General features: G+C 37.7%; 10 protein-coding genes. 5 read left to right on the top strand and 5 right to left on the bottom strand.

What is annotated here, in order from left to right; genetic code table 11:
- The 4 genes from BBI00_RS01630 (at window position 1) to BBI00_RS01615 (ending at window position 4,956) form a co-directional block, all read left to right on the top strand.
- Window positions 1-705 (top strand): hypothetical protein, encoded by a 705-nt coding sequence (locus tag BBI00_RS01630; RefSeq protein ID WP_065397129.1) that lies wholly within the window; start codon window positions 1-3, stop codon window positions 703-705.
- A gap of 12 nt (window positions 706-717) precedes the next feature.
- Window positions 718-1,419 carry a hypothetical protein gene (locus tag BBI00_RS01625; protein ID WP_065397128.1) on the top strand — a complete coding sequence of 234 codons (702 nt, stop codon included), beginning with the start codon at window positions 718-720 and terminating at the stop codon, window positions 1,417-1,419.
- A 122-nt stretch (window positions 1,420-1,541) separates the two neighbouring features.
- A complete protein-coding gene (locus BBI00_RS01620; RefSeq protein ID WP_065397127.1) occupies window positions 1,542-3,137 on the top strand; it encodes a peptide chain release factor 3 in 1,596 nt (531 codons plus the stop codon).
- A gap of 904 nt (window positions 3,138-4,041) precedes the next feature.
- On the top strand, window positions 4,042-4,956 hold the full coding sequence (locus BBI00_RS01615; protein ID WP_065397126.1) for a DUF4349 domain-containing protein: 915 nt from the start codon (window positions 4,042-4,044) through the stop codon (window positions 4,954-4,956).
- Window positions 4,957-5,179: 223 nt separating this feature from the next.
- Here BBI00_RS01615 and BBI00_RS01610 read toward each other — a convergent pair whose 3' ends face one another.
- Together BBI00_RS01610 and BBI00_RS01605 are read right to left on the bottom strand one after the other, a co-directional pair.
- Window positions 5,180-5,545: a hypothetical protein gene (locus BBI00_RS01610; RefSeq protein ID WP_065397125.1), complete on the bottom strand. Its 366-nt coding sequence runs from the start codon at window positions 5,543-5,545 to the stop codon at window positions 5,180-5,182.
- A gap of 21 nt (window positions 5,546-5,566) precedes the next feature.
- The gene (locus BBI00_RS01605) at window positions 5,567-6,706 is read right to left on the bottom strand and encodes an acyl-CoA dehydrogenase (RefSeq protein ID WP_065397124.1); all 1,140 of its coding nucleotides are present in this window, start codon (window positions 6,704-6,706) and stop codon (window positions 5,567-5,569) included.
- A 343-nt stretch (window positions 6,707-7,049) separates the two neighbouring features.
- On the opposite strand from BBI00_RS01605, the gene BBI00_RS01600 reads away from it, so the two are divergent.
- Window positions 7,050-8,828, top strand: a complete 1,779-nt coding sequence (locus BBI00_RS01600; protein WP_065397123.1) for an AMP-dependent synthetase/ligase — start codon at window positions 7,050-7,052, stop codon at window positions 8,826-8,828.
- A 256-nt stretch (window positions 8,829-9,084) separates the two neighbouring features.
- On the opposite strand, the gene BBI00_RS01595 is transcribed toward BBI00_RS01600, so the two are convergent.
- The 3 genes from BBI00_RS01595 to BBI00_RS01585 form a co-directional block, all read right to left on the bottom strand.
- A complete protein-coding gene (locus BBI00_RS01595; RefSeq protein WP_065397122.1) occupies window positions 9,085-9,861 on the bottom strand; it encodes a zinc ribbon domain-containing protein in 777 nt (258 codons plus the stop codon).
- Window positions 9,862-9,863: 2 nt separating this feature from the next.
- The gene (locus tag BBI00_RS01590; protein ID WP_065397121.1) at window positions 9,864-10,961 is read right to left on the bottom strand and encodes a Nif3-like dinuclear metal center hexameric protein; all 1,098 of its coding nucleotides are present in this window, start codon (window positions 10,959-10,961) and stop codon (window positions 9,864-9,866) included.
- Window positions 10,962-11,083: 122 nt separating this feature from the next.
- Window positions 11,084-11,929, bottom strand: a complete 846-nt coding sequence (locus BBI00_RS01585; RefSeq protein ID WP_228394697.1) for a hypothetical protein — start codon at window positions 11,927-11,929, stop codon at window positions 11,084-11,086.
- Between the last annotated feature and the right edge of the window lie 60 nt (window positions 11,930-11,989).

Raw genomic sequence — 11,989 nt, 5'->3', positions numbered from 1 at the left:
ATGAATACCACCCAATCTAATACAAAATTTTCTTTTCCAACTGTTGAATCTAAGATCAGCAGGTTTTCTACGATTGTTTTGAATCTGACATTGTTCGGACTTCTTTTTTCTTTATTTGTGCTTTTTGTACTGGGACCTGTTTACGGAATTTATAAAAGAGGATGGGATCAGATGCTTTATCCTGCCCTGGTCTGCTGGGGAATTTCGCTTCTGATTTTAGTTCCGGCTGTTAACTTTTACATTGTGCAGAGAAAAAAAATTGCCTGTAAAATTATTGTTGATGATCGTGGACTTCTGTTTTATAATGCAAAAAATGAGATGACAGATCAGATTCTTTATGAAGAGCTTCAGGTTTCAGATCAAAATTTTGATGTGTATACAGTAACACCTGTGGGCGGAAGCATCGTTCCGTTGCTTGAGATCACTGTAAAGCCTGATAAAAAGGTAAAAGCAGCAAGGCGTATCGATATGAATCTTTCTCTTCGGGTTGTTAAAAACAAATTTACGCTGTACGCTCATTTTCTACATGGAATTTCCGTTTTCCGTCCGGATTTAACAATAGATCCTATGGTCCTCAGGAGCTTCTCTATTGATCCCAATACCTGGGAGGTCAATAAAAAAGGTACTTCATTGGGAGGCTGGCTTTTAATTTTAGCAGCGTTTATTATTTGTGCAGTGATAACAGGAATTGCTTTTTTATTATAAAATCCAATGGTGATGACAGAAAAATTCCGGACTTTAGAATCTACGATCAATAAACCTTTTACCTACTTTATTACAGGAATAATATGGCTGAGTATCATTTTGATTCTTTTCGTCATCGGCTCAGTCTTCGACTATATTTTCAGACACTGGAAAGACGATACCGGTCTATTTATTATTCTTGTGATTGCACAGATTCTTCTGATATCCTGCTGTACAGCACTGATCACATCGTTGACGTACCGGAGAAAGCAAAAAATAAGGAAAGTCACTCTCGACGAAAAAGGGGCTACTTTTTACAACAGCCGGAATCAAATTGTGGATACCGTATTATACAGTGAGCTGCAGCATTCCAGAAGCTCATCAGCTGATATTTATCTGCACAATACCCAGACTGTAAAGTACGGCAAAATAACGTTGAAGGTCTTCCTGCGGGATAAAACAGGCGAAATGATATTGAAAACCATAGACTTCAGTTTTGAATATGTCATTCTCAGCAATACATATGATCTGTACCGTCATTTTCTGAAAGGGGTGCAGCACTTTCGTCCCGACCTTGCAATAGACCGGCAGACCATTGAACATTACAGTCTCACCACCGAAGATCCGCCTGCCGGTAAATGGGGTGCATTTGAATATATTATGGCTACCTTTTTTCTGCTTGTTGTTTTGGGAGTGATCTATGCTTTCATAGTCATTATAAAAACTTTAGTTTAAGCAAAAATAAATACCATTCTCCACCACTCTTACCCTTCAGTCTGCGACCGTGACATCATTGCCGTAATTTAAATTTGAAAACCTCGTAAAAAATCACGATTTTTGCAACTTCAAAATACGATATGTCAGACTTAATCAAAGAAATACAAAAAAGAAAGACCTTCGGGATCATTTCCCACCCGGATGCCGGAAAAACTACTCTTACTGAAAAGTTACTTCTTTTCGGGGGAGCCATTCAGGAAGCCGGTGCGGTAAAATCCAACAAAATAAAAAAAGGAGCAACCTCCGACTTTATGGAAATTGAAAGACAGAGAGGAATCTCCGTAGCAACTTCCGTATTGGCTTTTGAATATAGAGACCACAAGATCAACATTCTTGATACCCCCGGTCACAAAGACTTTGCAGAAGATACCTACAGAACATTAACAGCTGTAGATTCAGTAATTGTAGTGATTGACGTGGCAAAAGGGGTTGAGGAACAGACTGAAAAACTGGTTCAGGTGTGCAGAATGAGAAACATTCCGATGCTGGTATTCATCAATAAGCTTGACCGTGAGGGTAAAGATGCCTTCGATCTTTTGGATGAAGTGGAACAGAAATTAGGCTTAACGGTTTGTCCTCTTTCTTTACCTATTGGTATGGGAAGCGACTTCCAGGGAATTTATAATATCTGGGAAAACAATATCCAGCTGTTCCTGGAAGAGAAAAAACAGAAAGTTGGAGACTCCATTAAATTTGATGATATTAATGACCCTTCAATAGACGAGGTTATCGGGGAAAAAGCTGCCGCTACTTTAAGAGAAGAGCTTGATCTGATTCAATCCGTTTACCCTGAATTTAATCGTGAAGATTATATGAAAGGTGACTTGCAGCCGGTTTTCTTCGGCTCAGCGTTGAACAACTTCGGAGTTCGTGAATTATTGGATGCTTTCATCGATATTGCTCCGATGCCACAGCCCAAAGAAAGTGATACCCGTTTGGTAAAACCCGAAGAAAGCACATTTACCGGGTTTGTATTCAAGATCCATGCGAACATGGATCCGAAACACAGAGACAGGCTTGCTTTCGTAAAAATTGTTTCCGGAACTTTCAAAAGAAATGAAAATTACCTGTTGGTAAGAGAAGGTAAAAAGATGAAGTTCTCCTCTCCTAACGCTTTCTTTGCCGATAAAAAAGAAGTGGTGGAAGAAAGTTTCCCAGGAGATATCGTTGGTCTTCATGATACCGGAAGCTTCAGAATCGGTGATACGCTGACCGGGGGTGAAAAGCTTAGCTTCAAAGGGATTCCAAGCTTCTCTCCTGAGCATTTCCGTTATATCAATAATAATGATCCGCTTAAGGCTAAGCAATTGGCCAAAGGTATTGATCAGCTGATGGATGAAGGAGTTGCACAGCTGTTTACCCTGGAAATGAACGGAAGAAAGATCATCGGAACTGTAGGAGCCCTTCAGTACGAGGTTATCCAATATCGTCTAGAACACGAATACGGGGCAAAATGTACTTATGAGCCTCTTTCAATGCACAAAGCCTGTTGGGTGGAGGCTGATGAAAAATCGGAAGAGTTCAAAGAATTTGCCAGATTAAAACAAAGATTCCTTGCCAGAGATAAGTACAATCAACTGGTATTTTTAGCAGACTCTTCGTTTACCATTCATATGACCCAGGAGAAATTCCCGAATGTGAAACTGCACTTCATCAGTGAGTTCAGAGAAAATTAATACCAGGCGAAATCGCTGAAACATATAATCCACAGAAGTTTTTCTGTGGATTTTTTTATTGACCTAAATATGTTTTAACCATAAAAGTTTTTAAACACTTTAGTCCACCTAAGTAAGTTGACAACTGTACCGCATAAGAAGTACACAAAAGTTTTGAAAATCTTTGATTTTCTTATGATTGAAATAGTAAGGAGATTTAAGAAGATAAGAATAGTAAGAAGGAGCTTCGCTTTATGAGTTACAGCTTAAAAAATCTTTGATTTTTCACCTTAACTTATCTTAAAACCTTCATTCTTCTTAATGGTTTAAAATGTTTTTAACCACAAAAGGCACAAAAGTTTTTAAACACTTTAGTTCACGTAAGGAAGTTGACAACTGTACCGCATAAGAAGTACACAGAAGTTTTGAAAATCTTTGATTTTCTTATGATTGAAATATTAAGGAAATTTAAGAAGATAAGAATATTAAGAAGGAGCTTCGCTTTATGAGTTACAGCTCAAAAAATCTTTGATTTTTCACCTTAACTTATCTTAAAACCTTCATTTTTCTTAATGGTTTAAAAATATTGTTAACCACAAAAGGCACAAAAGTTTTTAAACACTTTAGTTCACCTAAGGAAGTTGACAACTGTACCACATAAGAAGTACACAGAAGTTTTGAAAATCTTTGATTTTCTTATGATTGAACCAAAATCAGAAATTCAACACGATAGAAGCTTTGTAATATGATATAAACCTATATTATTTTAACATCCAAAAAATAAAGAAACCTTTGTAAATCTTTTGTAAAACAAATACAAAACACTGAAAATACATCAGTTACCATTTTACCAGCACAATACATTCTATTTACAATCTTTACAAGAACTTCCTCTCTAATTTTACTTCATCAAAAAATTAACATTATGAAAAAGTTCGTATTACTGGTTGCTATATCAAGTACATTTATCATGTGTCAGAAGGGAACTTCTAAGTTTGAAGAAGTATCCCGATCTATAGACAGTGCTTCTACAGTAGCCACCGATGCTATAGATCACGCAGGTAAAACAGCAGACCTGGCTCTTGACTCAGCCAGCATCAAAATAAAAGATTTTGAAAACACCAAAAATGATATTCAGGAAAAAATAGAAAATACCTCAAAAATCGTAGATTCCCTGTCTGATAAGATCGCTTCTGCAAAACTGGAATCTAAAATTGAGAAAAAAGATTCAGCAGCAAAAAAAACAGAAAAGATCGTGGTGAATGTTCCGGCTCCAAAAGTAATGAAGGAAACCAAGATCGTTTACAGGGATAAGCCTGACAAAGACAGCTATGAACTGAAGGATAAAATGGTAAAATCCGGCTATATTTCTGTAAAGGCGGATAATGCTGAAACGGTAAAGGAGATAATCCGGGAAGAAGCTATCAGAAATAACGGTTATATTAAAAGTGAAAACCTTTCGTATGTAGAATCTGCCAACCGCCGTGAAGAAGATCAGAAAATGTACAGTCTGGACATCAAGGTACCCATCCAGCATTTCGATGGTCTGATGGAAGCTTTAAACAGTAATATCGGGGATATTGAAACCAGAGATATCCAGGTTTCCGGGCGTCAGTATGCAGACAATACGATCTGCAGTATCAATGTAAGTATCCTTGATAAGGCAGGGGCTGAAAAAAATCCTGAAACTTTCGGAGGAAAATCACTGGCCGCCATTGAATCGGGCTGGGACGTTATCACATCCGTTTTCCTTTTTATTCTTCCGTTATGGCCATTATTCCTGATCGGAGGGATTGGATATTATTTTTATAAAAAAAGAAACAAAAACATTCCTGATTAAAGATCAACCATAGATTTACAAAGTTCATCCTCCGGGATGGATTTTTTTAATTTTTTTTTAATGCTTTTTAGCATTTATAATCAATTCTTTTATTAATTTTATCAGACAAAGAATTCCCGTTATTATACGAAGTTCGACATAAACCCGGAAATTATTATTTCATATATTAATATTTTGTGATTTGGTGTAAAAATAAGGCCCTCAACTGAGAGCCTTATTTGTTTTATTTCATATTCACTACTTTGTCTACTACAAACTTTGTGTTTCCTCTCCAGGGAAGAGCACCATTGTATTCTTTGTAATGGAGATCAAAGGTTTTACCACTATTGGTTTCCAGTTGTTTGAAAACCTCCGGGTCATCTACAGAAAACTCAAACTCGTAGCTTGTAAGCCCTCCTGTCTTTCCTTTTCCAAAACCTTCCTGAATCAGTTTACCTTCATACGTTTTGAAGATATAGCCTTTTTTCATGGCATAATTCAGGTATCCGGATTTCACTCCTTCGCCAAAGACGAAGTAATATTTATACCATACAAATACTCCTAACAATAGCAGTACGACACCAAGGGTGATCCACAAAGATTTTTTCATAAGCAGTGTGTTTTAAAATGTTTATTTTGCGATACTTCTGGAGATCACGATTTTCTGGATTTCAGAGGTTCCTTCGTAAATCTGAGTGATTTTTGCATCTCTCATTAATCTTTCTACGTGGTATTCTTTCACATATCCGTATCCACCGTGGATCTGTACAGCTTCAATGGTAGTATCCATTGCTACCTGAGAAGCATATAATTTTGCCATAGCTCCGCTTTCAGAGATATCTTTTCCGGCATCTTTTTCACATGCAGCCTTAAAGCAAAGCATTCTTGCAGCAGTGATCTGAGTTGCCATATCAGCCAGTTTGAAGGCAATTGCCTGGTGGTTGATGATTTCTGTTTTGAAAGCTTTTCTTGTTTTCGCATATTTCAATGCCAGTTCGTAAGCTCCTGAAGCAATTCCTAAAGCCTGGGAAGCGATCCCGATTCTTCCTCCGTTCAATACAGCCATCGCAAAGTTGAACCCGAATCCGTCTTCACCGATTCTGTTTTCTTTTGGCACTTTTACGTTGTTGAAGATCAAAGAGTGTGTATCACTTCCTCTGATTCCCAGTTTGTCTTCTTTCGGTCCGATTTCAAAACCTTCCCATCCTCTTTCTACGATGAAAGCGTTGATCCCTTTGTGTTTTTTCTCAGGATCAGTCTGAGCGATTACGATATAATAAGTAGCTGTACCACCGTTTGTGATCCAGTTTTTAATACCATTCAAAAGGTAGTAATCTCCTTTATCTTCAGCAGTTGTTTTCTGAGAAGTTGCATCAGAACCAGCTTCCGGCTCAGATAATGCAAAAGCTCCGATTACCTGTCCGCTTGCAAGCGGTGTAAGATATTTTACTTTTTGCTCTTCAGAAGCAAATTTTTCAAGACCGGCACAAACCAATGAGTTGTTTACAGACATTACAACAGCTGCAGAAGCATCCACTTTTGCAATTTCCTCCATAGCCAGTACGTAAGAAACACTGTCCATACCTGCACCGCCGTATTTTGGATCCACCATCATTCCCAAAAGACCCATTTCTCCCATTTTCTTCACCTGCTCTACAGGGAATTTCTGGTCACGGTCTCTTTCAATCACTTCAGGTAATAGTTCGTTTTGTGCAAAGTCTCTTGCCGCCTGCTGAATCATCAGCTGTTCTTCCGATAAATTAAAGTCCATAAAAAAAATAATTAGATAGCCGTAAATTTACACTTTTTAAGCAAATCTGAAAAAATTAAATTGGAAGCGACAAAAACGGTATGTTGACGGGGTTTGGGATATGAGATTAAGATTGTGGGATTCTCGATGCAGATTGCGGGATGCGGGATGTAAGTTGTAGATTTTATAGTATGGAGCTCAGGCAATCCGGTCTCCAATAACTCCACAATTCCTGTTTACGGCCTTCTTTTTGATAGAAGATGTTATGGTAAGCATTTAACTAATTTCCAATTATTACAATCAGAGGTCTACAATTAAAAAAAATGCTTATATTTAGATTTCTTTATAAATTATTTAAAAAATCATGACGATCAAGAGATTATTCGATATTCCACACTACGCTTTAGAGAAATATCCTAAAACGGATATGTTTGTAACCAAATATCATGGTGAATGGAAAAAAACTTCTACGCAGGAGTTTATCAATGAGGGAAATAAGATTTCCAGAGGGTTGCTGAAGCTGGGCATAAAACCGGGGGATAAGATTGCTCTGATTACGACTAATTCCCGTACAGAATGGGCTATTATGGACTTTGGACTGTCTCAGATCGGGGTGGTTTCCGTGCCGGTTTATCCAAGTATTTCTCCGGAAGATTATGAATTTATCTTCAACAATGCCGAAATTCAGTATTGTTTTGTGTCTGATAAGGAGCTTTTGAATAAAGTGATGAAAGTAAAGCACAATATTCCGAGCCTTCAGGGCATTTTTACTTTTGACAATATCAGCGGAGCTGCCAACTGGAGAGAAATACTGGATCTCGGAAAAGATGAATCCACACAGATTGAAGTAGATGACCTTTCCAATGCCATCAATACGGAAGATCTGGCTACTATTATTTATACATCCGGAACTACGGGAAGACCTAAAGGGGTAATGCTTACCCATAATAATATTGTTTCCAACGTTCTGGGTTCCATTCCGAGAATTCCAAAGAAAAGAAGCCTGGACTATAAAGAAGCAAGGGCATTAAGCTTCCTTCCTATCTGCCATATTTTTGAAAGAATGCTGTTTTACCTTTACCAATACAACGGTTTTTCTCTCTATTTTGCTGAAAGCATTGAAAAAATGGGTGAAAACGTGAAAGAAGTGAAGCCCCACTATATGACGGTAGTTCCCAGACTGGTAGAAAAGGTATACGATAAAATCTATAATACAGGTTCTTCTGCAGGAGGATTAAAATCAAAAATATTCTTCTGGGCACTGAACCTGATCTCCAAAAAGAAAACTATTTCAAAACCCTCAGGACTTCAGGAAATCATTGCTGATAAATTGGTTTTCTCTAAATGGAGAGAAGGTTTAGGTGGTGAGATCGTAACTCTGGTTTCCGGGTCTGCAGCATTGTCTACAAGGCTTAATTTAATATTTCAGAATGCCGGAATTCCTATTCTTGAAGGATATGGTTTAACGGAAACTTCACCGGTAATCTCAGTAAACAGCTTTGAAAAAATGAAAGTGGGTACGGTAGGAATTCCGCTGGATAATTTAAAGGTAAAAATCCAGGAAGACGGCGAAATTACTGTAAAAGGGCCATCCGTATTCAAAGGGTATTTCCAGAACGAAGAAATGACCAAAGAAGCGTTTACCGAAGATGGATTCTTTAAAACCGGAGATATCGGCCATATCGACAGCGACGGATTTTTACAGATCACCGACCGTAAGAAAGAGATGTTCAAAACATCCGGTGGAAAATATATTGCTCCTCAAACCATTGAAAATTTAGCCAAAGCTTCAAAATTCATTGAGCAGATCATGGTAGTAGGTGACGGTGAAAAAATGCCATGTGCCCTGGTACAGCCTGATTTTGAATTTGCTAAAAGCTGGGCGATGAGGAATAACCTGAACATCGGTTCTACGCCGGAAGAAATTGCAAAGAGTGCAGAATTGAAGCAGAGAATTGAAAAAGAGATTGACGGGATCAATGAACACCTTGGCAACTGGGAGAAAATCAAAAAGATTGAGCTTACACCTGAAGTATGGAGCATTGAAAGCGGATTGCTTACTCCAACGTTAAAACTGAAGAGAAAAGCTGTAAAAGAGAAGTTTATAGCGCTTTACAACAAGATGTATGACCATCATGAATAATAATATCAACCGTTTCATTTTGAAGCGGTTTTTTTATGTTTTGGCTAAAGCCAATAGGAAGATTTATTTTTTTTAGTTAAACGGGCTAAAGCCCGTTTCTATTGATTATTCTTCGGTGAGGTTTTTCAATACAGGACATTCCGCAGGAATCCTTACTATAATCAAAAAGCGGCATTGAAATTCTGAGGAATGACAAAGACACCACAAAAAAAAGCTGTCTCATATGAGACAGCTTTTATATTTTAAAAATCAGTAATTAGAATTTAATTACAGACTTCATTTTTTCGTTTTCTTCCATTACCAACTCGTCATCAACAAGGATTTTCCCAGAGTGCTCATCAATAATGATTTTCTTTCTCTGAGCGATTTCCATTTGCTTTTGAGGCGGAATAGTAAAGAAAGATCCTTTCGGAGCTCCTCTTTCCAATCCTACTACGGCAAGACCGTTGATAGAGTTTGTTCTGATTCTGTTGTAAGAAGCCAATAATCTTTCATCAATTTTACCGGCGAATTCTTTAGACTGCTCCAGAAGATATTCTTCTTCTTTCTGAGTTTCAGAAATCAAACCTTCCAATTCTTCTTTCTTGAATTTCAGGTGATTTTTCAGATCGTTGATCTTAGCATTCAGTTCACTTAAAGTTTCGTTTTTGTGAGCGATTTTAGCTCCGAATTCTTTAATTCTTTTTTCAGCAAGCTGAATTTCAAGATCCTGGAATTCAATTTCTTTTCCTAATGCTTCAAATTCTTTATTGTTTCTTACATTATCCTGCTGAGATTTGTATTTCTCAATTAAAGTTTTTGCATGGTTGATTACTTCATGCTTCGTTTTGATCTGATCTTCCTGATCTTTGATATCTGCATGAAATTTTTCAGCTCTTTTTTCAAGACCTTCAATCTCGATTTCAAGATCTTCAACTTCAATTGGCAATTCTCCTCTAGTATTTCGGATTTCATCCAATCTTGAATCAATGATCTGTAAATCGTATAAAGCTCTTAATTTTTCTTCAACTGAAATATCGTTGGTTTTTGCCATATTTAAATGAAATAATTTACTGGGTTTGTTTTTTCAATAGATTTTGAAATTGCAAATGTACTAAATTTTTGTGATAAAATTTCAAATAATTGTTGACTTACAAATTGTTCTGATTCATAATGTCCTATATCACAGATCAGCATTTTAGACTCCGCCAGAAAATAATCGTGATATTTAAGATCTCCGGTAAGGTAAGCATCACATTTCCTGGAAGCTGCAGCTCTTATTCCGCTGGCCCCGGATCCTCCAAGCACCCCTACTCTTCTGATCTTTTTATCGTTAAATGCCGAGTGCTTGATCACTTCCAGTCCGAATTTTTCTTTCACCATTTGTAAGAAATCTCTTTCGTCCATTTCTTCTTCCAGCTCACCGTACATTCCCAATCCTGCATGATGGTTTTTGTTATCGAGACTGTATATCTGATAGGCTACCTCTTCGTAAGGATGGGCAGCTTTCATCATTCCTACAATCTGACCTTCCTTATAGTTTTCAAAGATCACGGAAATCATATCTTCATCTGCATTCTCACGGATGTTCTGCTGTCCGGAAAACGGATTTGAGCCTTCAATGGGTCTGAAGGTACCTTTTCCGTTAACGGTGAAGCTGCATTCATCATAAAATCCGATATTTCCTGCTCCGGCTGAAAACATAGCTTCTTTTACCTTTTCAGTATACTCTTTCGGTACAAAAACCGTCAGCTGTTTCAGGTTATTTTCCTTCGGCTGAAGAATTTTCATATTCTTTAATCCCAACTGGCTGCAAATGCCGTGATTGACTCCAAAGAAATCGTTATCAAATGCCGTATGAATAGCATAGATTGCAATTTTATTTTCAATAGCCTTTAAAACTGCTCTTTCTACATAGTTTTTCCCGGTCAGGGATTTCAGGCCGGAAAATATAATGGGATGAAAACATACAATCAGATTGCAGTTTCTTTCTATGGCTTCCTCCACCACATTTTCCAGGGCATCATGGCACACTAAAATTCCGGACACATCACGATCGGGAACTCCGCACAACAATCCTACATTATCAAAATCCTCTGCCTGTCTGATGCTGATTTCTTCTTCTATCCTTGCAATAACGGTTCTTAGCTTCATACGTTTCTATTTTACAGTACAGCGAAGATATTAATTTTAGTAAAATTCTCCGGAAAAATTCTTTACAATAAAAAAACCGGTATAAAACAACCGGTTTGAACCTAATATGAAATCAAAAACTATTAATCTTTAAACAAAGATACTCTTGTAAAGGAATTCACCACTACACCACAATTTAAATCGGCCTCCATAAAAAGCTGGTAGCCTCTTCCCGGAGCAAGACTGGCAGGGTCTGCAATGGTATAAAAATAGAAGGTAAGGATATTACCTACTCCTGAACCACTTGGAACAAGCTGAATTGAATTGACTTCAAAAAGAGAATCCGGATTTTTAAACGTAGCCTTCACTGAGCCTGAGGAATTGGCATTAGGAGTAACCGTTGCAATCAATCTCCAGACATGAACCTGCCCGTTAATTTCGTTTTCTCTCCATTTGCCGGTAGCATCAATATAGATATTAGAGGTAACTCCCGGAAAGGGAACTGTGGTTTCCGGCCAGCTTGTAGTAGGGCTTGCAGCAAAGACCAGCGGTGTGGCATAGATCACCTGTTGTCTGGCGCCATAGCCGCTTCCTGATGCGCTTAAGCTGAAAGAGGGTTTTGCACTTGCGTTTCCAGAATCAATTTTAACGACACCGTCATTACCAGCCTGGGAGGATGTGGGAACAAAAAGCTGTCTCCAGAGGGTACCGTCCCAATACTGGAAGTTATTCGTTGTCGTATTAAAAATAAGGGTTCCTGCAATAAGATTAGCATTCGGCATACCTGCAGGCGGTACTGTAGATGCATCGTTATCAGCCAGATTAGTATCTCTGTCGTTATCCGTAAGACGGGGAATTAAAACACCTTTCTGATTGGAAGCAATATCTAATACTGTTGCTCCGTTCGGAGACGTAGTATTAATCCCAACCTGTCCAGACATAAAACTGTACATTAAAATCGGGATAAACAAGGTTAAAAATTTTCTCATGATATAATGCTTTTGTAGAATAAAATTACAAACAACAATTAAAAAAATGTTAAAAAATAA

This window comes from Chryseobacterium arthrosphaerae, assembly GCF_001684965.1.
Classification (GTDB): Bacteria; Bacteroidota; Bacteroidia; order Flavobacteriales; family Weeksellaceae; genus Chryseobacterium; species Chryseobacterium arthrosphaerae.
This window is presented reverse-complemented; position numbering and strand designations above follow the sequence as displayed.

What these genes read in the sequence shown, in the direction of transcription:
- BBI00_RS01610 (WP_065397125.1), bottom strand. Translation starts at nt 5,545, where the DNA reads ATGAAAAAATCTTTGTGGATCACCCTTGGTGTCGTACTGCTATTGTTA.
- BBI00_RS01605 (WP_065397124.1), bottom strand. Translation starts at nt 6,706, where the DNA reads ATGGACTTTAATTTATCGGAAGAACAGCTGATGATTCAGCAGGCGGCA.
- BBI00_RS01615 (WP_065397126.1), top strand. Translation starts at nt 4,042, where the DNA reads ATGAAAAAGTTCGTATTACTGGTTGCTATATCAAGTACATTTATCATG.
- BBI00_RS01630 (WP_065397129.1), top strand. Translation starts at nt 1, where the DNA reads ATGAATACCACCCAATCTAATACAAAATTTTCTTTTCCAACTGTTGAA.
- BBI00_RS01585 (WP_228394697.1), bottom strand. Translation starts at nt 11,929, where the DNA reads ATGAGAAAATTTTTAACCTTGTTTATCCCGATTTTAATGTACAGTTTT.
- BBI00_RS01620 (WP_065397127.1), top strand. Translation starts at nt 1,542, where the DNA reads ATGTCAGACTTAATCAAAGAAATACAAAAAAGAAAGACCTTCGGGATC.
- BBI00_RS01625 (WP_065397128.1), top strand. Translation starts at nt 718, where the DNA reads ATGACAGAAAAATTCCGGACTTTAGAATCTACGATCAATAAACCTTTT.
- BBI00_RS01600 (WP_065397123.1), top strand. Translation starts at nt 7,050, where the DNA reads ATGACGATCAAGAGATTATTCGATATTCCACACTACGCTTTAGAGAAA.
- BBI00_RS01590 (WP_065397121.1), bottom strand. Translation starts at nt 10,961, where the DNA reads ATGAAGCTAAGAACCGTTATTGCAAGGATAGAAGAAGAAATCAGCATC.
- BBI00_RS01595 (WP_065397122.1), bottom strand. Translation starts at nt 9,861, where the DNA reads ATGGCAAAAACCAACGATATTTCAGTTGAAGAAAAATTAAGAGCTTTA.